The following is a 19,386-nucleotide window of genomic DNA, read 5'->3' on the forward strand; positions in this document are numbered from 1 at the left end:
ACGGTCTCCCTCAGCGGCCTGCCCGACGGATTGAGCGAGGACCGCCGCCGGGACCTCGGGGCCCAACTCGTCTGGTCCCTGACGGCGATCCCCCGGATGAGCGGGCTCAGCGTCGAGGACGGTGCGGTCCCACTCGCGCTGCCCGGCCAGAACGAGGAGGGCGTGCTGGAACTGGCCTCCCAGCAGGGCTACCAAGTGCTCTCGCGCGCGACCATCCCGGACCTGTTCGGGGTCCGGCTGGGGGCTGCTGGACAGCTCGCACCCTCGGGATCCTTCGTGCGGATGCAGTCGGGCGGCCGGGACGTCGCCGAGGTGGCGGTCTCTCTGGACGCCATGCTCGTTGGCTTCATCGACGAGGAGCGGGACACAGTGCTCCTCGGCCCCCGTGCCGGTGACCTCGTCGAGGTGGGGACCGACTACGTGGAGCTCAGCTCCGCCCAGTTCGTGCAGGGTGAGCTTTGGGTGATGGGGCGGGACCCGGAGGGTCGGGTCCGCCTGCTCATCATCGACGCCCAGGCACGGGTGACCTCGGTGGACACCAGCCTCGTCTCCGAGGAGATCACCAGCTTCTCGGTCTCCCAGGCAGGGGCTCGGATCGCGTTGGTCACCGCGGGGGAGGAGGACTCGTCGCTCGTGATGGCCACCATCTCCGCCGCCGGCCGGCCGACGCTCGTCCACCCCGGGGAACTCGTCATCGCGGACCAGGCGGACCAACTGCACGACTTCGTGGACGTGAGCTGGAGCGGTGAGACCGAACTCGCCCTGATCGCCAGCGCACGTGACGACCCGTCGGTCTACCTGGTCTCCGCCGACGGGGCCCTCGTGGAGCACATCGGGCCGGTGGGTGCGGAGCCGGTGCAGATCTCCGCCCTGCCTAGGATGGGCGGCGACGCCGTCGTCATCCGCAGCGCCGACAACGAGGTGCGCCGTTACGAGGCCCGCAGCCGCTGGACCGGTCTGGACGTGACCATGTCGGAGGTCAGCTACCCGGGTTGAGCGGGCTGTGGAGACGTGGCGGAGGTGGCTGCACGACTACCAGAGTGTGGACATGGTCACCCTCCTCGACGCCGCCGCCCACCTGTTCCTCGGTTCCGTGTGCCCGGGGTGCCGGTTGCCCTCGTGGTCCCTGTGCCGCGGCTGCCGCACGCTGCTTGCCGACCCGGCGCCCAGGGCGGTGCGGCGCGGTGGGCTGGAGGGCGTCACGGTCCTGGCGGCCAACGACTACAGGCCCCTGCTCGAGCACCTGGTGCCCGCCTTCAAGGACGACGGCGCACTGCACCTGGAGCGGGTGCTGGGACATCGGCTGGCCGTGGCGGTGGCTGCGCTCCAGCCGCCTCCGGGAGCAGTCCTGGTCCCGGTGCCGTCGCTGGCGTCGAAGGTCCGGGCCCGCGGCTACGACCACGGGCGCCGACTCGCCGCAGTCGCGGCCCGCAGGACGGGTCTCAGGTGGCGTCCGCTGCTGGTGCGGGCCACGACTGGCCAGGACCAACGGGTCCTCGGCAGGCAGGGCCGCAGCCGCAACGTCGCGGGCTCGATGCGGGCCCGGCCCAGCAGTGCCCCGGTGGTGCTGTGCGACGACGTCTGCACCACGGGCTCCTCGCTCGCGGAGGCACTGCGGGCCCTGCGTTCGGTGGGGGCCGAAGTGCACGGCATCGCCGTGGTCGGGGACGCGGATCGCACCAGGGGTGCCCAAGTCTCGGATATCCCCCACCCTGCTCGGAGAACCGGGTAGCGTATGGGAATGGAGACGCCTTCGAACCAGGGTCCTTGGATCCAGACCGGTTCGGGGGCGTCTGTGTTTACCCCGTAGCGCTTCGGCGCCGAGAAGGAGGAACGATGGACATCGTCGTAACTGGCAGGCACTGCACGGTCGGACCGGATCTCAAGTCCTTGGTCAATGACCGCCTCACTTCGGTGGAGAAGTTGAAAGACCGGTTGATCAGGGGTGAGGTGGAGTTCTCCGCCACCGATGGCACCAAGAACCCGGCCGACGCCGTGGAGGTCCAGATCACGCTGCGCAGCCGCGGCCCCGTGATCCGGGCCGAGGCCAAGGCGAACGACAAGACGGCCGCCTTCGAGACGGCCTTCGACAGGCTCAAGACGCAGCTGCGCAAGGCTGCTGACCGACGCAAGACCCACCGCGGACTGCGATCCGCGATCCCGCCCAAGGACCTGCCGCCCCTGCCGACGGATGCCACGCAGGAGACCGACGACGACACGCACGAGGTGGCTGGAATGGTGGTCACTGGGGACGGGCCGCTGGTCGTGAGGGAGAAGGTGTTCAAGGCCGCCCCGCTGACTCTCGCCCAGGCGTTGGACGAGATGGAACTGGTCGGGCACGACTTCTTCCTCTACCAGGACGCCGCCACCGGACGTCCTTCGGTGGTCTACCGACGCAAGGCCTACAACTACGGAGTGATCCACCTGGACGTCGAGAGCTGAGTTTCGCGAGTCCAGATCTTGGGTGGTTCGCCGCCGCTGGCTAGGATGGTCAGCGGCGTGCGACCACCTTTGGTGGTTCAACGGCCGCTATGACGTCAACCAAAGGACCACGACGTGGGATTCATGGACTTCCTGAGCAACCTGGGCTCGGGTGCGCAGTTGAAGAAGCTGGACAAGATCGCCAAGCAGGTGAACCTCATCGAGGAGGACTTCCAGGCGATGTCCGACGCCGAACTGCGAGCCATGACGGACGAGTTCCGCCAGCGCCTGAGCGACGGCGAGGACATCGACAAGATCATGCCGGAGGCGTTCGCGGTGGTGCGCGAGGCCACCGTGCGCGTCGTCGACAAGCGACTCTTCGACGTCCAGATCATGGGCGGCGCCGCGCTCCACTGGGGAAACATCGCCGAGATGAAAACCGGTGAGGGCAAGACCCACGTGGCTACTCTTCCCTCCTACTTGAACGCCCTCACCGGCAAGGGCGTGCACGTGGTCACCACCAACGACTACCTGGCCAAGTACCAGTCCGAACAGATGGGCCGGATCCACCACTTCCTGGGCCTCACGGTGGACGTGATCCTGTCGAAGATGACGCCGACGCAGCGTCGCGAGGCCTACAAGGCCGACATCACCTACGGCACCAACAACGAGTTCGGCTTCGACTACCTGCGTGACAACATGGCCCTCAAGGTGGAGGACCTCGTGCAGCGCGGCCACCACTACGCCATCGTGGACGAGGTCGACTCCATCCTCGTGGACGAGGCCCGCACCCCGCTGATCATCTCCGGCCCCGCCCAGGACACCCACGAGTGGTACCCGGTGTTCGCCAAGCTCGTGCGTCAGCTCGAGCGTGACAAGGACTACGAGGTGGACGAGAAGAAGCGGACGGTGGCCATCAACGCCTCCGGCATCGAGCACGTCGAGGACCGCCTGGGCATCGACAACCTGTACGAGTCGGCCAACACGCCGCTGATCAGCTACCTCAACAACGCCATCAAGGCCAAGGAGTTGTTCAAGAAGGACAAGGACTACGTCGTGATGGACGGCGAGATCCTGATCGTGGACGAGCACACCGGCCGTTCGCTGTCGGGCCGTCGCTACAACGAGGGCCTGCACCAGGCGCTGGAGGCCAAGGAGGGCGTCCAGATCCGGGACGAGTACCAGACCTTGGCCACCGTGACCCTGCAGAACTACTTCCGCATGTACGAGAAGCTCGCGGGCATGACCGGCACCGCGAAGACGGAGGAGTCGGAGTTCCAGAAGATCTATGGCCTGGGTGTCATCCCGATCCCCACCAACCGGCCGATGATCCGCATGGACAAGAAGGACCTCGTCTACCGCACCGAGGAGGCGAAGTACGACGCCATCATCGCCGACGTCGTCGAACGCCACGCCAAGGGCCAGCCCGTCCTGATCGGTACCGCCTCCGTCGCGAAGTCCGAGATCCTCTCCAAGCTGCTCAAGCGCGCCGGGATCCCGCACAACGTCCTGAACGCCAAGCAGCACCAGAAGGAGGCGGAGATCGTCGCCCAGGCCGGACGCAAGGGTGCTGTGACAGTCTCCACCAACATGGCGGGACGAGGCACCGACATCATGCTCGGCGGCAACCCCGAGTTCCTGGCGGACCTGCAGCTGCGCAAGCAGGGCCTGGACCCGGTGGAGACCCCGGAGGAGTACGAGGCCCAGTGGCCCGACACCTTGCAGGCGCTGGAGGACCAGGTCCGTGCCGAGCACGAGGAGGTCAAGGAAGCCGGCGGCCTCTACGTCGTCGGTTCCGAGCGCCACGAGTCCCGACGCATCGACAACCAGCTGCGAGGCCGAAGCGGACGTCAGGGTGACCCGGGCGAGAGCCGGTTCTACCTGTCACTGTCCGACGACCTGATGCGGCTGTTCCGCCCCGAGTTGCTGGAGCGTGCGCTCCTGATGCTCAAGGTGCCGGACGACGTCCCGATCGAGAACAAGTCGGTGACCAACACCATCGAGTCGGCGCAGAAGGAGATGGAGGCGCGCAACTTCGAGATGCGCAAGAACGTCCTCAAGTACGACGACGTGATGAACCGCCAGCGCCACGTCGTGTACCGCGACCGGCGCCGGGTCCTCGACGGCGCAGACCTCGAGGAGCAGCTGCGCGAGCGGGCCGAGTCCGTGGTGGCCGAGGTGGTCCGCACCCACACCGTCGGAGTCCCGGAGGACTGGGACATCGAGATGCTGCTCAACGAGCTCCGTACCCTCTACCCGGTGGGCGTGGACATCGACGACCTGCCCGAGGACCTGCCGAACCAGTCCGAACTGGTGGAGATCTTCACCGAGGACATCAAGGAGGCCTACGACCGGCGCGAGGAGGAGCTCGGGGCAGAGACCATGCGCGAGCTGGAGCGCCAGGTCCTGCTCAGCGTCGTGGACCGCAACTGGCGTGAGCACCTCTACGAGATGGACTACCTGCGCGAGGGCATCGGCCTGCGGGCCATGGCCCAGCGAGATCCGCTCGTGGAGTACCAGCGCGAGGGTGGTGACATGTTCATCGCCATGCGTGAGGCATCCTTCGAACAGGTGGTGGGCCTGTTGTTCAACCTCGAGGTCAACAAGCCCCAGCCCGCGGTCAACGTCGGCCTCGTCACCGAGGGAGACGGCACCCCGGTTGACGTGCTGGGCAAGGCGGGCCTCGCCTCCGCCAACGGACAGGAAGCCGCCGATTCCGCCCCTGTGCCGCAGGAGCGCAAGCCGCTGGCCAAGGGGCTCGAGGCCAAGGAGCAGCAGAACCTCAGCTACTCCGCCCCGGACGAGTCCGGCGAGGCCAGCTCCACCACCACCCAGGTCAAGACCGAGCGCAAGCTGGGGCGCAACCAGCCCTGCTTCTGCGGATCCGGCAAGAAGTACAAGAACTGCCACGGCGGCGCGGCAGCCTGAGCCTCAGCGGGGGAGTCCGACGACGGCGAAGTCCGAACAGACCCAGCCGTCGGGTCCCTTGTCCAGACGTAGCACGCAGGCCAGCCAGCGGCCGCCCACAGCGATGCTCGTGGTGGCCTCGACGGCGCTCGCGGTGGGCATCTGCGCGGTGATGCGTCCCGTGGCCATCCGGATCACGCGTCCGGTGTCCAACAGATCCACGAGCGACTCGAACGCGGTGCGGGTCATCCTGGCCCGGATCTGGTGCAGCGGCCGACGCCCGGCCAACGCCTCCAGCACCCCCACCGCCACGCCCAGCGATCTCGGGGGAGCCCCGGGGGCCGGTGCGTCGGGTCGGGTGGCGGTGGCCTGCAGCAATGTCATGGCACGAGACGCTAGGACCGGCCACGGCCCGGGCGACAGGGTTCTGCGCGCATCGACAACACCGACGCCCCCGGTGACAACACCTCTGGGTCCCGTGACAACACCCGGGGCCCAACTGACAACACCCTGTGGGCCTCGGCCTGCGCGGCGCAGCGGCCCGGTGGCGCGTCGCCCGTTAGGCTGGCGCTGTGGAACGCCAACTCGTATTCGTCCCCATCCGCAGCGATGAGCTCGGCGCCATCACCGGTGCCGTCGCCTTGGAGCGACGCTCCGCCCACACCGTGACCCCCGAACTCCTCGAGGCGCTCGAGTACAGCACCGGCCAGCTGGAGGATGCCGAGTACGCGGCGATGGTGATCGCCTCCGTCGCCGCCCTGTCGGCCCACGGGGAGCGACTGGTGCTCGTGGCCGAGGTGCCGCCATCCCAGGTGCGGCCCGGCACGGACCCGGGCAACGGCCAGGTGGAGGTTCTCGAGGTGCGCCCGGAGTCGGTCACCTGTTGGTTCTCCGAGGCAGAGGGGGTGGACTACGCCGACGCCGCCGCCGCAGCGGCCGGCCTGGACATCGACACCGCCTGGGACTTCCCCCAGGTGCAGGAACTCCTTCACGCCAACGACATGCTGTGGAACGACGTGGAAGAGTACCGGAGGGCCGCTCAGGAGCTCTGAGACGCTCTGACCTTGCCAATCATGTCGAACGCGACGGCGAGGGCGGTGCTCGCTGACGCAGGCGAGTCCGGCGGCGTTGGCCCGTTCCACCGTGCTCTGGTGAGAAGATGGGACTCGGCACTGCAGCCCACGACAGGAGGACGACATGCCCAGGGCAATCTGGAACGGGTCGATCTCGTTCGGACTGGTGACGATCCCGGTCAAGCTCTACGGGGCCACCGAGGACAAGGACGTCAGCTTCCGCCAGGTGCACGCGGAGGACGGCGGTCGGGTTCGCTACCAGCGAGTGTGCGAGAAGTGTGGCGAGGTGCTGCAATGGGGGGACATCGCCAAGGGGTTCGAGGCCGCGGACGGCCGGATGGCGGTCCTCACCGACGACGACTTCAACTCCCTGCCGTTGAACTCACTGAAGACCGTCGACGTGGTGCAGTTCGTGGACGAGTCGGAGATCGATGACTCCTACCTGCAGAAGTCCTACTTCCTGGAGCCGCAGAACATGGGCCAGAAGCCCTACGTGCTGCTGCGTGACGCACTCGCCAAGCAGGACAAGGTGGCCGTGGTCAAGGTCGCGCTGCGGCAGCGGGAGTCCTTGGCGCTGCTGCGGCCCAAGGACGACCTCCTGGTGATGCACACGATGTTCTGGCCCGACGAGCTGCGCGACGGCGACTTCGCGAAACCATCCGAGGAGGTCACCGTCTCCGACGCCGAACTGGAGATGGCCAACATGCTGATCAAGCAGTTGGAGGGGACCTTCGACCCGGAGGCCTTCACCGACTCCTACCGCGAAGCGGTGACCGAGGTGGTGGAGGCCAAGCTCGCTGGTGCACCGATTCCGGAGGCTGCACCCGACGAGGAGGGCACCGGCGAGGTGGTTGACCTGATGGCCACCCTCAAGGCCTCGGTGGAGGCCGCCAAGAAGCGGCGCGCCGGGGCCAAGAAGGCGTCGTAGCGGTTCAGGTTCAGCCCTGCTGGTCCCGGGCGAGCCAGTCCTGGGCGCGGCGCTCGATGCCGGCGAAGGCCTGCTCGATGAACGGGGCCACCATCTTCTCGACCTTTCCGCCCACGAGGGGGATCTTGACTCGGAGATCGCCGCTGTAGCTGCCGGAGGTGGCGTCCCCGGCGGGGCGCAGGACGGCGGTGGCGGCCACGGTGATCGGCAGACCCTTGACGGTGACGTCGACCTTCCCTGTGCTGGAACCATCGGCCGCCGGGTCGCTCCACTCGAAACGCTGGGACAGGTCCACCTCCCCACCCACGAACTTCGCGACGTCGCCCGGCACCGGCAGTGTCATCCGCAGCTGCGTCACGTTGCCGGAGATGGCGACGTCGTGGCTGGTGGCACCGGCATGCTCGGCCACGTCGGTGATGAAGTCCTTGTTCCGCATCAGGGCGACGACCTGCTCGGGCGTGCCGTTGTAAGTGTGCTCGTAGTTCAGCTGCATGATTACAAATGTACCCAGCGGGCCCAGCACGCTGCCACGAGTTCCCGGGCTGCCCGCGATCCTAGGATGGGCGCATGAGGATCGACCTGCACACCCACTCCCGCGTCAGCGACGGCACCGACACGCCCACGGAACTCGTCGCCGCGGCGGCCGCGGCGGGCCTGGACGTCGTCGCGCTGACGGACCACGACACGTTCGACGGGCTGCCCGAGGCGCTGGCCGCCGGTGAGCGGTTCGGAGTACAAGTCTTTCCGGGCATCGAGATCTCCACGGAACTCGACGGCGCGTCGGTGCACCTGCTGGGCTACGGCTGCGACGAGACGGACCCGGCCCTGGCGGCCGAGCTGGCCCGCAACCGCGAGGGGCGGGACGGAAGACTGCCACTCATGTGCGCACGACTGGCCGCGGCCGGGGTCCCCGTGACGATGGAGGAGGTGCTCGCCGCGGCTGCCGGTGCTCCATCCCTCGGCCGGCCGCACTTCGCTGACGCCCTGGTGGCCAAGGGGCATGTCAGGGACCGCAGGGAGGCGTTCGACCTCTACCTCGCAGAGGGTCGTCCCGGCTTCGTCCACCGCTACTCCACACCACTCGCCCGGGCCATCGACCTCGTCCACGTCGCCGGGGGAGCGGCGGTGGTCGCCCACCCGTGGGGACGTGGCAGTGCCCGGCTGCTGACGCCGCCGGTGGTGGAGGACCTGGCGTTCCAACACGGGCTGGACGGGATCGAGGTCTGGCACGCCGATCACGACGACGCCGAGCGTGTCGAACTCCGGGCCCTGGCACAGCGTCTCGGCCTGGTGGCCACGGGATCCAGCGACTACCACGGGACCGGCAAGAGGGACCATCCCCTCGGCCTCAACACCACCACGCCGGAGGCCTTCGAGGAACTGCTCCGAGCGATGAATGACCACCGCACCTCCGGACGCTAGGGTAAAGGGCGCACCAGACTCAGGAGAACTCGCATGGAATCCACCCCCGACACCGAGGCGTCGCTTCGGACCGCCACCGCACGCAGCCAGGAGATCGAGGCCAAGCTCGCCAAGGACCCCTCCGGCTTCAGGATGTTGACGGGGGACCGTCCCACCGGGAAGCTCCACATCGGGCACTACTTCGGTTCCCTGGCGAACCGGGTCCGCCTGCAGGACATGGGCGTCGACACCTTCCTGCTGGTGGCCGACTACCAGGTGATCTATGACCGCGACGGTGTGGGAGACCTCTCGGACAACGTGCGAAACGCCTTGGCGGACTACGTCTCGGCGGGTGTCGACCCCGAGCGCACCGTCATCTTCACCCATTCCTCGATCACCGCGCTCAACCAGCTGATGCTGCCCTTCCTCGCGCTGGTCACCGATGCCGAACTGCGTCGCAACCCCACCGTCAAGGACGAACTGGCCGGCTCGACCCGACCCATGTCGGGACTCATGCTGACCTTCCCCGTGCACCAGGCCGCCGACATCCTGTTCTGCAAGGCGAACCTCGTGCCCGTCGGCAAGGACCAACTCCCGCACATCGAACAGGCCCGCGTCATCGCCCGGCGATTCGACGAGCGCTACGGCCGCGTCGACGCGGACCGCCCGATCTTCCCCGAGCCCGACGCGCTGCTGAGCAGCAGCGGCACCATCCTGGGGCTGGACGGGACGAAGATGAGCAAGTCGAAGAACAACACCATCGAGCTCGGCATGAGCGCGGACGAGACTGCCAAGCTGCTCAAGCGGGCGGTCACCGACTCCGAGCGGCACATCACCTACGACCCGGTCAACCGGCCGGAGGTGTCCAACCTGGTCAACATCGCGGCACTCTGCCTGGACCGGGACCCGGTCGAGGTGGCCGACGAACTGGGCGACGCCGGTGGCGGCGGCCTCAAGAAGCTCGTCACCGAGGCCGTCAACGAGCACTTCGCCGCCCACCGCGCCCGCCGGGCGGAACTCCTCGCGGACCCGGGTGCCCTGAGCGCCATCCTCGCCGACGGCAACCGGCGCGCCACCGAGGTGGCGGAGGAGACCCTCGACGAGGTGCGACGGGCCATGAACATGTCCTACTGAGCGTTCCGCAGGAACGGATCCGGCCCACCGACCAAGCAGGTCGGTGGGCCGGATCGCGTCAAGGGCCGGATCGCTCAGTCGGCGGCGGGTTGCGCGGGGGTGATGTCCTCACCCGCGCGCCTGCGCCGGCGGCGGCGGCGCGGCTTCGACGTGCCGGCCGTCGGGGCCTCGTCCTTGCGGGGGTGGTCGCCGGCCTGCTCGGTGCGGCGGCGACGACGGCGGCCCTCCCCACCCTCCCGCTCACGATCCCGGTCCCGGCTGCTGGCCTTGCGTTCGGCGCGCTCGACGGGCTTGGCGCCGGGGAGGCGTCCCTTGGTGCCCTCGGGGATGTTGAGCTGCTCGTGGAAGTGCGGCGAGGAGGAGTAGGTCTCCTCCGGGGTGCCGAGGTTCAGGTCCAGCGCCTTGTCGATGACCTTCCAGCGGGTCACGTCCGCCCAGTCCACCAGGGTCACCGAGACACCCGTGTTCCCGGCACGGCCGGTGCGCCCGATGCGGTGGACGTAGGTGGCGTCGGTGTCCGGGCACTCGTAGTTGATGACGTGGCTGATGCCTGAGATGTCGATGCCGCGGGCGGCGACGTCGGTGGCCACCAGCGTGGTGATGGTGCCGGCGCGGAACTTCTTCAGCGCACGTTCCCGGGCGGCCTGGTTCAGGTCGCCGTGGATCGGTGCGGCGGGGAAACCCCGATCCACCAAGTCGTCGGCGAGGCGCTGCGCGGCCCGCTTGGTGCGGCAGAAGATCATCACCTTGGTGGCGTCGGAGGACTGCAGGATCCTGGCCACCATCTCGGGCTTGTCGAGGTGGTGGGCCTGGTAGACGAACTGGTCGATGTCCGGCACCGTGGCCTGCGCGTCGTGTCCCTCCGCGCGGATGTTGATCGGGCGGTTCAGGGTGGCCCTTGCCAGTGCGAGGATCGGCGCCGGCATGGTGGCCGAGAACAGCAGGGTCTGGCGGTCCTTCGGGGTCTTGGCCAGGATCCGCTCGATGTCGGGCAGGAAGCCGAGGTCGAGCATCTCGTCGGCCTCGTCCAGCACCAGGACCTCCACCTTGGACAGGTCGAGGGCGCGCCGGTTGGCCAGGTCCAGCAGGCGGCCCGGGGTGCCGACGGCGACGTCGATGCCCTGCTCGAGAGCCTCCAACTGCTCGTCGTAGCCGGTGCCACCGTAGATCGTCAGCACCCGGGTGTTGAGCTTGCTGCCGGCAAGGGCCAGGTCACGGGCGACCTGCAGCGCGAGTTCACGGGTGGGGGCCACCACGAGCGCACGCGGCTTGCCGTGGTTGGGACGCTCAGTTGCGTTCTCGGCGGCGAGTTCGAGCCGGTGCAGGAGGCTGACGCCGAACGCCAGCGTCTTGCCGGTGCCCGTGCGCGCCTGGCCGATCAGGTCCGTGCCACCGACGGCCAGCGGGACCGCCAGGGCCTGGATGGGGAACGGGTGGACGATGCCGGCCTCAGCCAGCGCCGTCGTGATTTCTTCCTTGATGCCTAGTTCGGCGAACGTCTGTTCGCCCGGCTGCTCTTGATCGCTCAGCGTAAAACCTTCGTTTGGGCCGGCCCGGGCCGAAGGCCTCACAGGCGGCGGGGAGCGGCGCGCAAGCGCCGTGGATCTTTACCACGGGTCATGCTACTCCACCACCGCCCGTCACGTGGAACTCAGACGGCGCCGAATCCCACGGGACGCTCGTCGGCGGCTCCCAGGTCCACGTAGGCCACCTTGGCGGCGGGGACGACGACGCGCCGTCCCTTGTCGTCGGTCAACTCGAACAGGCCGCCGCCCTCCAGCGCGTTCCCGAGGGCCGACACCACCTCGTCCGCGGCGAGTTCGGTCTTGACTGTGAGCTCGCGGGCAACGTCCGCAACGCCGATCTTCACGTCCATGGGTTCAAGTTCTCCAGACTACGAAATTCCAGTTGGTGCCACCCTACCCGGGAGGCAAGGGGCCTCACGCCTCGTAGCGGGCCAGGGCGACGGTGATGTTGTCCCGGCCGCCCTGTTCCTTGGCCCAGTCCACGAGTGCCTCGGCGACGGCGGCCGGGGTGCCCAGACGTTCGACGAAGCCCTTGACCACGTGGTGCATCCCCTCCGGGGAGCTGGCGTAGTTCCACAGGCCGTCGGTGCACAACAGCAGCCAGCCGTTGGTGGTGGGCTGGTGGGTGATGACCGAGGGAGTGACGTTGCTGGCGTCGCGGCCGAGCCACTTGGTGATGGAGTGGGCCTGGCTCGACTGCTCCGCCTCCTCGCGAGTCATGCCCAGCATGATTCTCGCCTGGGCCATCGAGTCGTCGGTGCTCAGCAGCTGGCACAGGCCGTCATCGCCCAACCAGTAGGCGCGGGAGTCCCCGACGTTGCCGACGGCGATGCTGCCGTGCGTCATGATCCCGGCGATCAGGGTGCAGGCCGAGGGCTCGTCACCCTGCTTGGCCGCGATCACGGCTTCCTGCGCCTCGGCGAACGCCTGGACGAAGGCGAGGTTGGCGGCGGCACCCTCCTCGAGCCGGTTCACCAGATGGGTGCAGGCGGCCTCGGAGGCCACCAGGGAGGCCAACTCGGAGCCGGCTGCGGTGCTGACGCCGTCAGCGACTGCAAGGACCGCGGTGCGTTCCGCTCCGGGCCGCGCCGCCAGGCAGAAGGCATCCTGGTTCGTCTTGTGCTTGAGGCCGACGTCGCTGCAGGCAGCGAGCCAGGGCGCAGGGACACGGACGTAGTGGTTCCGTTCGCTGCGGGTCGGCGTGCTGGGGTGGGTCATTGCGTCCTTGCTGGTCTCGGTGCACAGGTCATCCTAGGTGCACTGCCCGACATGGCCGCAGGGGCCCCCAGAAAATCTGGAAGGCCCCTGCGGTTCTTGAAGTTCTGGTCTGACTTGTTGGTCAGATCACCTGGACGTGATCCGCCTGCATGCCCTTCTGACCTTGGACAATGTCGAATTCGACTCGCTGGTTCTCCTCGAGCGAACGGAATCCCGTTGCCTCAATGGACTTCCAGTGCACGAATACGTCTTCCGTCTCGCCACCATCGACGGCGATGAAGCCGTAGCCCTTCTCGGCGTTGAACCACTTGACGGTTCCCTGTGCCATTACTGCTTCTCCTCTTAAAACTCCCGCTGCACACCTCGTGCCCCGGCCCCGTCGCCTGTTCTCCACCGGCGCGGTGGCCCCACTCTTTCACAGCGGAAGGGTCAGCGGCGACCCAAACAACGAAATCGTGATCGCCGAGATGCAGTTGTCAGTGGTGGCTGGTTGCATTGGGGCCGTGAAGTTGCAGCCCACAGCCGGCTGGCGGCTGGTCCGCCGCCCGCCCGAGAGCAGTCCCGAGCCGACGCCCGCCCAGTTGGAGGCGGCGCGTCCGGGCGAAGGTGTGCGCGTGGTGGTGGGTGGTCCGGGTACGGGCAAGACCACGTCGCTGGTGGAGGCGGTGGTGGCACGGCTCCGAGGGGGATCGTCCCTGGACCGGCTGGCCGTGCTTGCCTCGTCGCGGGCGGACGCCCAACGGCTGCGGCGGGAGATCCTGCGCCGCACCGGCGGAGCGCAGGTGTCTGCCCGGGTCACCACGGTGCACGGGGTGGCGCTCGGTTGGTTGCAGGAGCTGGGGGACCCGGAGGTGGCCTGGCGGCTGCTGCGTGCCCCGGAGCAGGAACTGAGGATCCGCGAATTGCTGGACCAGCTGGGTCCGGGGTTCTGGCCGGAGGAACTGCAGGAGGCGGTCCCCACCCGCGCGTTCGCCCGGCAGGTCCGCGAGGTGCTGGCCCGCGCACGTCACCTCTCCATGGACCCCGAGGACGTGGCCCGCATCGCCGCCGAAGGGGACGACGCGCTCTTCGCACGGGTGGCCGAGTTCTTCGAGCAGTACCTCACGATCAGTGATTTCGACGGCTCCGTGGACTACGCCGAGTTGGTCTACCGGGCGCGGCTCCTGCTGGCGGACCCCGGAGCCGCGCGCACCCTGGCGGCGCGCCTGGACGCCATCATCGTGGACGACGTGCAGTCCTTGGACGCGGCACAGCTGGCGCTGCTGCTGGACTGCGCGCGCGCCGGGATCCCGCTGCACGCCTTCGGGGACCCGCAACAGCGCATCCACGGCTTCCGTGGTGCCACGGCGGACGTGGTCCCGGAGCTGTTGGCGGCACCGGGAGCGGAACTCGTGCAGCTCACCGACGGTTTCCGGAACTCGCCGGCGGTCTCGGAGGCGCTGGCGACGTTGCGGCAGCGGCTCTCGCCCGTGGGCGCGGCACCGTCCCCCACACCTGCGGGCAGCGCGCCGGGCCTGGTCACCGCCCGGGTCTACGACGACGAGGGCGCCGAGCAGGCCCACGTGGCGCAACAGCTGCGCAGGGCCGTGCTGTCAGACGGGCTCGAATGGTCTGACCTGGCCGTCGTCGTGCGCTCGGGCAGGGCCCAGCTCGGACCCCTGGCCAGGGAACTGAGCCGCTACGGCGTGCCCGTCGAGGTGGCCGGAGACGAGATCCCGCTGGCCGGCCAGCTGGCGGTCCAGGTGCTGCTGCTGGCGCTCGCAGTGGCGGCCCGGGGTGGCCGCCCGGATGCCGAGGAGACCGGAAGGCTGTTCACCTCCCCGCTGAGCGGGCTGGACTCCATCGGCCAGCGCCGGCTGGGGCGGCGCCTGCTGGAGGCGCACCGGGGCAGCGGCAACTCGGTGCAGCTGTTGGGGCGTTGCCTCGTGGAGCCCGAACTCCTCGAAGGCATCGAGGGCGAGGAGGCGGAGCTGGCCGTGCGGCTCGCGGGTCTCCTCCACGGAGCCGCCGCCGTCCTCGAGGCGGGTGGCAGCGTCCAGTCGGCGCTGTGGCAGGTTTGGGACGCCACCCAGTGGCCGCAGGAGCTGCGGGAGGCGGCGCTCGCCGGTTCCCGTCGCGCCAACCATGACCTGGACGCCATCGTCGAGCTGTTCGAACTCGCCTCGCGGCGCGAGGACCTGGTGGGCCCGGCTGGGGCGCGGACATTCATCACGGAGGTCTCCGGGCAGGAGATCCCGGCGGACACCGGACGTGAGCTGGAGCTGGTGGGCAGGGGAGTGCGGTTGCTCACCGCGCACCGAGCGGCCAGCGGCCAGTGGCGCAGGGTGTGGGTGCTGGGTGTCCAGGAGGGGCGCTGGCCACAGCTGAACCGCAGGGGACTGCTGCTGGACCCGGACCGGCTCGCGCCGGACCACCTCGACGCGGTCAGTCCCGCCACCGTCCTCGGGGACGAGCGGCGTTCCTTCCACGTCGCCTGCGCGCGGGCACAGGAGGAGCTGCACGTCTCCGCGTCCCAGGGAGTGGAGGGGGAGGCGGGCCGCCCCTCGCGGTTCCTGGACGAGCTGGGTGTCGTGGTCGAGCGCGTGCACGGACGGCCGGCGCAGCGGCTCACCGCGGCCGCGCTGGTGGCGGAGCTGCGCGCGGTCGCCAGTGACCCGGGAACCACCGAGGGCATGCGCCGGGCGGCCGCGCTGCGGCTCGCGCGGCTGGCGGAGGTCACCGACGCCGACGGGCACCGGCCCTTCCGGGCCGCGGACCCGGCCGCCTGGTGGGGCGTCCGGGAGGAATCCTCGGGCGCCCCGGAGGTCCCGGACGTCATCAGGATCACCGGCTCCCAGCTCGAGACCCTCCTCAGCTGCCCGCGACGCTGGTTCCTGTCCCGCCGGGCGGGGGCCGAGGCCGGGCGACGTTCCCGCGCATCCGTGGGCGACGTCGTCCACCTGCTGGCCGAGCGCGCCGTCAGCGACGGGCTGGACGCAGCCGCCCTGAAGGAGGAGCTCGCCAGGGTGTGGGACCGCATCCCCTTCGAGGCGGAGTGGCTATCGGTGTCCGAACGCGCGGAGATCGAGGCCGCGGTGGAGCGGTTCGCCAACTGGAACGACGCCTCGCCCGAACAGGTCCTCGCCGTCGAGGTACCGTTCAGCGTCCGCCTGCGGGTGGCGGGCCGCACCGTGGAGCTCGCCGGTGCCGTGGACCGGTTGCAGCTGGTCGACGGCCGGCTCCGTGTGGTGGACCTGAAGACCGGGCGCAAGCTGCCGCGGCCGCGCGACGTCGTGGACCACCCGCAGCTGGGCGTCTACCAGCTGGCGGCCAGCCTCGGGGCCTTCGACCAGTTCGCCCCCGGGGTACGGGCCGTCGCCCCGCCCGGCCTCCTGATGCTGCGGCACGGGGACACCTGGCCGGAACTGGTGGAGCAGCCCTCCATCGACGACAAGCCGTTCCTGGACGACGAGGAGCCCGGCGCGGAACCCACCTGGGTGCACGAGAGACTCGCGCAGGCGGTGGAGGTCCTCACCTCGCAGGAGTTCCCGGCCACCGAGTGTGCCGCGTGCTCCTACTGCCCGTTCGCGGACTCGTGCCCGGCCCTTCACCCCAGCGACAAGGAGGTCGGTTCATGACGCCGGCGATCGAGTCACCACAGGACCTGTGCGAGGCCATCGGGGTGCCCTTCTCCGAGGAACAGTTGCGTGCCATCACCGCCCCGCTGTCGCCGGCGGTCATCATCGCGGGCGCCGGCACCGGCAAGACCACGGTCATGGCTGCTCGGGTGGTGTGGCTGGTGGGCACGGGCCAGGTCAGGCCGGAGCAGGTCCTCGGCCTCACCTTCACCCGGAAGGCGGCGCAGGAACTGGCAGGACGGGTCGCCGACGCGCTCGCCTCGGCCGGGGTGCTCAGCGGCGACGACTCGGAGGGCGCCGAAGTCATCCAGACCTACGACTCATTCGCCGCGGGACTGGTGGCGGAGTTCGGGCTGCGGCTCGGGCTGGACTCGGATCCCGTGATGCTCACCGGGGCGTCGCGGTTCCGGCTCGCGGCCCGTGCGGTGGCGGCCGCTCCCGGCCCGTTCCGCAGCATCAGCCGGCTCTCCCACACCAACATCCCCGAACGCGTCCTGGACCTGGACGCGCAGTTGCAGAGCCACCTCGTGGACCCCGAGCAGGTGGTCGAACTCACCCGGACCGCCCGGGCGGCCTTCGAGCAGGCACCGCTCTACCGCGGGAACGTGATGAAGGACGTCGCAGCTGCGCTCGCGGCCCTCGACGAGCGCCTGGAACTGTTGGAACTCGTGGCCGACTACCAGCAGTTGAAGACGAAACTGGGGCTGGTGGAGTACGCGGACCAGTTGCGCCGCTCGGTGCAGTTGGCCACCACCGTGCCCGAGGTCGCCGCCACGCTGCGGCGCAGGTTCCGGGTGGTGCTGCTCGACGAGTACCAGGACACCTCGGCCGCCCAGGCCGTGCTGCTGCGGGCACTGTTCGGCAACGGCTTCCCGGTGACGGCCGTGGGGGACCCCCACCAGGCCATCTACGGGTGGCGGGGGGCCGCGGCCAACAACATCCTCGACTTCCCCCGCCTGTTCCCGATGCCGGACGGGTCCGACTCGCCACGGCTCACGCTGCGGACCAACCGTCGCAGCGGGCAGCGCATCCTGGACGTCGGCAACCGGCTGGCCGAGAGCCTCGCCTCCGTGGCCGGGGCGGAGGGGGTGCGGCTGGTGGCGCCGCCGGAGACCCCGGAGGGCAGGGTGGACGCAGCCGTGTTCGACACCCTGGCCGAGGAACTCGACGCGTTGGCCGAACGCATCATCGCGGAACACGAGTCCGGGACGCCCTGGCCGGACATCGCAGTGCTGGTGCGACGCAACCTCACCCTGGCACAGGTCTACGAAGTCCTCCGGGACCGTGACGTCCCGACGGAGATCGTGGGGCTGGGCGGTCTGCTGCACCTGCCCGAGGTGGTCCCCGTCGTGGCCACCCTGCGGGTCCTCGACGACGTCGCCGCGAACCCGGCGGCCGCGACCCTCCTGACCGGTCCCCGCTGGCGGATCGGGTTGCGAGACCTCGAGGTGCTGGGACGCAGGGCACGCGAACTCGCGGGCGACGGAGCCTCACCGCGCGAGGTCTCCGGCCTCGCGGACCTCCTGGCGGACACCGTCACCGAGTCTGACCCCGGACAGGTGGTCTCCCTGCTGGACGCCGTCGCCGACCCGGGCGATGCGCCCCTGAGCGAGGAGGGCCGTCACCGGCTCGCCCAGTTCGCCGCGGAGCTGGCCGAGCTGCGTCGGCACGTTGCCGAGCCGGTCGTCGACCTGGTGCGGCGAGTCATCGGCCGGCTGGGACTGGAGGTCGAGCTCCTGGCGCGGCCCGGGGGAGACTCCTCGCAGCTCGCCCGCTTCCTGGCGGCAGTCAGCGAGTACGTGGACGTCGACGGTGACGGCAGCCTCGGCGGCTTCCTGGCCTACCTGGACGCCGAGGAGCGGCACGGGATCGGGCTGGAGCAGGCCGTGCCCAGCGACGCGGACTCCGTGAAACTGCTGACCATGCACCGGGCCAAGGGACTCGAGTGGCACACGGTGTTCGTGCCGGCGCTGGCGGACAAGACGTTCCCGTCCCAGGACCGCGGCGGTATCTGGCCCACCCGGGCACAGTCGCTGCCGTCGCCACTGCGCGGGGACGCCTCTGGGATCCCGCAGCTCGGGGAGTACACGAAGAAGGGGATGGAGGCCTACAAGGCGGAGACGAAGGCCGAGCACCGGCGTTCCGAGGACCGGCTCGCCTACGTGGCTGCCACCCGCGCCAAGCAGTTGCTGGTGGCCAGCGGGCATGTCTGGACCCCGGGCCTGAAGCGTCCCCATGAGCTGTCCGACTACTTCGTGGCGATCGCGGAGGCAGCGGGGGTGGACCCGCAGGACCTGGACGCCTCGGTGGAGAACCCGCAGCCGCGCCGGGAGGCCGTGGCGCAGTGGCCGCCCGCCCAGGACACCACCGAACTCGTCGCCCGCCGCGACGCCGCGGCCCACGTCGCCAGCGCCACCGAACTGCTGCAGTCCGGGGCGAGCCCGGAGCGCATCGAGGACTGGGTCTGGGACTCGGGCACCGCCGAGGCGGACTCGGCCGCCCGGCTGGCCGGCTGGGACGCCGATGCGGCGCTGCTGGCAGACCAGCACCGCAGGCGGCGTGCCCGCGACGTCGGTGTCCCGGAGGGCCTGTCCGCCACCGCGCTGATGGCGATGGCCAAGGACCCGGAGGAGTTCGCGGCGAGGCTGTTGCGCCCCATGCCGCGCCACCCGTCGACGGGCGCCTCGCTCGGCACCCGCTTCCACGACTGGGTGCAGCGACGCTTCGCCACGGCGGCGGTCACCTTCGACGAGTTGGCGCCGGTGCGCGGTGCCGAGCCCCCGGGCTTCGCCGAACTGGTGGCGGCCTTCGAGGCTGGCCGGTTCGCACACCGACAGCCCCTAGGCGTGGAGGTCCCCTTCCTGCTCCACTGGGACCAGCACGTCCTGCGCGGCCGTATCGACGCGGTGCACGCCTGGGACGGCGAACGCTTCGACCACGTGGTGATCGACTGGAAGACCTCCAACCGTCCCGCCGACCCCCTCCAGCTGGCCGTGTACCGGCAGGCGTGGGCCCGCGCCAACCGGATGGACCCGGAACGGGTGGGGGCAGCGTTCTACCACGTCCTGGCCGACGAGCTGGTGTTCGCCGAGGCACCCGCCACCCTGATCGACGAGGCGCTGCTGCCAACGCGCGAGCCGTGACCCCGGCCGCCCGGTTCG

The 19,386-nt window shown here is 69.7% G+C and carries 16 protein-coding genes; 10 read left to right on the plus strand and 6 right to left on the minus strand.

Features of this window, described 5'->3' with window-relative positions:
* The 4 genes from ACYU7G_RS15005 to secA all read left to right on the plus strand — a co-directional run.
* On the plus strand, nucleotides 1-996 hold a 996-nt coding region (locus ACYU7G_RS15005), incomplete at its 5' end, for an LpqB family beta-propeller domain-containing protein (RefSeq protein ID WP_461109210.1).
* Between the two features lie 52 nt (nucleotides 997-1,048).
* Nucleotides 1,049-1,732, plus strand: coding sequence for a ComF family protein (locus ACYU7G_RS15010; RefSeq protein WP_461109212.1), 684 nt, complete (start codon nucleotides 1,049-1,051; stop codon nucleotides 1,730-1,732).
* 104 nt (nucleotides 1,733-1,836) lie between these two features.
* Nucleotides 1,837-2,442: a ribosome hibernation-promoting factor, HPF/YfiA family gene (gene hpf / locus ACYU7G_RS15015; RefSeq protein ID WP_461109214.1), complete on the plus strand. Its 606-nt coding sequence runs from the start codon at nucleotides 1,837-1,839 to the stop codon at nucleotides 2,440-2,442.
* A gap of 114 nt (nucleotides 2,443-2,556) precedes the next feature.
* The gene (gene secA, locus ACYU7G_RS15020) at nucleotides 2,557-5,349 is read left to right on the plus strand and encodes a preprotein translocase subunit SecA (protein ID WP_461109217.1); all 2,793 of its coding nucleotides are present in this window, start codon (nucleotides 2,557-2,559) and stop codon (nucleotides 5,347-5,349) included.
* 3 nt (nucleotides 5,350-5,352) lie between these two features.
* On the opposite strand, the gene ACYU7G_RS15025 is transcribed toward secA, so the two are convergent.
* Nucleotides 5,353-5,712 carry an Rv3235 family protein gene (locus ACYU7G_RS15025; protein WP_461109219.1) on the minus strand — a complete coding sequence of 120 codons (360 nt, stop codon included), beginning with the start codon at nucleotides 5,710-5,712 and terminating at the stop codon, nucleotides 5,353-5,355.
* 188 nt (nucleotides 5,713-5,900) lie between these two features.
* Here ACYU7G_RS15025 and ACYU7G_RS15030 point away from each other — a divergent pair, with 188 nt between their 5' ends.
* Nucleotides 5,901-6,380 (plus strand): DUF6912 family protein, encoded by a 480-nt coding sequence (locus tag ACYU7G_RS15030; protein WP_461109221.1) that lies wholly within the window; start codon nucleotides 5,901-5,903, stop codon nucleotides 6,378-6,380.
* 145 nt (nucleotides 6,381-6,525) lie between these two features.
* Nucleotides 6,526-7,329: a non-homologous end joining protein Ku gene (ku, locus tag ACYU7G_RS15035; protein WP_461109223.1), complete on the plus strand. Its 804-nt coding sequence runs from the start codon at nucleotides 6,526-6,528 to the stop codon at nucleotides 7,327-7,329.
* A gap of 10 nt (nucleotides 7,330-7,339) precedes the next feature.
* Here ku and ACYU7G_RS15040 read toward each other — a convergent pair whose 3' ends face one another.
* The gene (locus ACYU7G_RS15040) at nucleotides 7,340-7,822 is read right to left on the minus strand and encodes a DUF2505 domain-containing protein (protein ID WP_461109225.1); all 483 of its coding nucleotides are present in this window, start codon (nucleotides 7,820-7,822) and stop codon (nucleotides 7,340-7,342) included.
* Nucleotides 7,823-7,896: 74 nt separating this feature from the next.
* Between ACYU7G_RS15040 and ACYU7G_RS15045 the strand changes: the two genes are divergently transcribed.
* Complete coding sequence (locus ACYU7G_RS15045) at nucleotides 7,897-8,751, plus strand: PHP domain-containing protein (RefSeq protein WP_461109227.1); 855 nt, start codon at nucleotides 7,897-7,899, stop codon at nucleotides 8,749-8,751.
* Between the two features lie 33 nt (nucleotides 8,752-8,784).
* Nucleotides 8,785-9,864: a tryptophan--tRNA ligase gene (gene trpS / locus ACYU7G_RS15050; protein ID WP_461109229.1), complete on the plus strand. Its 1,080-nt coding sequence runs from the start codon at nucleotides 8,785-8,787 to the stop codon at nucleotides 9,862-9,864.
* Between the two features lie 74 nt (nucleotides 9,865-9,938).
* Here the strand turns inward: trpS and ACYU7G_RS15055 are convergent, their stop codons facing one another.
* From ACYU7G_RS15055 to ACYU7G_RS15070, 4 genes are all read right to left on the minus strand, one after another.
* Entirely contained in the window at nucleotides 9,939-11,435 is a 1,497-nt protein-coding gene (locus ACYU7G_RS15055) for a DEAD/DEAH box helicase (RefSeq protein WP_461109231.1), read from the minus strand.
* An 80-nt stretch (nucleotides 11,436-11,515) separates the two neighbouring features.
* Complete coding sequence (locus ACYU7G_RS15060) at nucleotides 11,516-11,740, minus strand: DUF3107 domain-containing protein (RefSeq protein ID WP_461109233.1); 225 nt, start codon at nucleotides 11,738-11,740, stop codon at nucleotides 11,516-11,518.
* 64 nt (nucleotides 11,741-11,804) lie between these two features.
* The gene (locus tag ACYU7G_RS15065) at nucleotides 11,805-12,608 is read right to left on the minus strand and encodes a PP2C family protein-serine/threonine phosphatase (RefSeq protein ID WP_461109235.1); all 804 of its coding nucleotides are present in this window, start codon (nucleotides 12,606-12,608) and stop codon (nucleotides 11,805-11,807) included.
* A 121-nt stretch (nucleotides 12,609-12,729) separates the two neighbouring features.
* Complete coding sequence (locus ACYU7G_RS15070; RefSeq protein WP_461109237.1) at nucleotides 12,730-12,936, minus strand: cold-shock protein; 207 nt, start codon at nucleotides 12,934-12,936, stop codon at nucleotides 12,730-12,732.
* Between the two features lie 175 nt (nucleotides 12,937-13,111).
* Here ACYU7G_RS15070 and ACYU7G_RS15075 point away from each other — a divergent pair, with 175 nt between their 5' ends.
* Complete coding sequence (locus ACYU7G_RS15075) at nucleotides 13,112-16,225, plus strand: PD-(D/E)XK nuclease family protein (protein WP_461109239.1); 3,114 nt, start codon at nucleotides 13,112-13,114, stop codon at nucleotides 16,223-16,225.
* Nucleotides 16,222-19,368 carry an ATP-dependent DNA helicase gene (locus tag ACYU7G_RS15080; protein WP_461109241.1) on the plus strand — a complete coding sequence of 1,049 codons (3,147 nt, stop codon included), beginning with the start codon at nucleotides 16,222-16,224 and terminating at the stop codon, nucleotides 19,366-19,368. The genes ACYU7G_RS15075 and ACYU7G_RS15080 overlap by 4 nt, the downstream gene beginning before the upstream one ends.
* Nucleotides 19,369-19,386 lie beyond the last annotated feature (18 nt).

This window comes from Tessaracoccus terricola (assembly GCF_054776555.1).

Coding starts and splice junctions, on each gene's coding strand:
- ACYU7G_RS15010 (WP_461109212.1), top strand. CDS start 1,049: ATGGTCACCCTCCTCGACGCCGCCGCCCACCTGTTCCTCGGTTCCGTG.
- hpf (WP_461109214.1), top strand. CDS start 1,837: ATGGACATCGTCGTAACTGGCAGGCACTGCACGGTCGGACCGGATCTC.
- ACYU7G_RS15025 (WP_461109219.1), bottom strand. CDS start 5,712: ATGACATTGCTGCAGGCCACCGCCACCCGACCCGACGCACCGGCCCCC.
- ku (WP_461109223.1), top strand. CDS start 6,526: ATGCCCAGGGCAATCTGGAACGGGTCGATCTCGTTCGGACTGGTGACG.
- ACYU7G_RS15040 (WP_461109225.1), bottom strand. CDS start 7,822: ATGCAGCTGAACTACGAGCACACTTACAACGGCACGCCCGAGCAGGTC.
- ACYU7G_RS15045 (WP_461109227.1), top strand. CDS start 7,897: ATGAGGATCGACCTGCACACCCACTCCCGCGTCAGCGACGGCACCGAC.
- trpS (WP_461109229.1), top strand. CDS start 8,785: ATGGAATCCACCCCCGACACCGAGGCGTCGCTTCGGACCGCCACCGCA.
- ACYU7G_RS15060 (WP_461109233.1), bottom strand. CDS start 11,740: ATGGACGTGAAGATCGGCGTTGCGGACGTTGCCCGCGAGCTCACAGTC.
- ACYU7G_RS15065 (WP_461109235.1), bottom strand. CDS start 12,608: ATGACCCACCCCAGCACGCCGACCCGCAGCGAACGGAACCACTACGTC.
- ACYU7G_RS15070 (WP_461109237.1), bottom strand. CDS start 12,936: ATGGCACAGGGAACCGTCAAGTGGTTCAACGCCGAGAAGGGCTACGGC.
- ACYU7G_RS15080 (WP_461109241.1), top strand. CDS start 16,222: ATGACGCCGGCGATCGAGTCACCACAGGACCTGTGCGAGGCCATCGGG.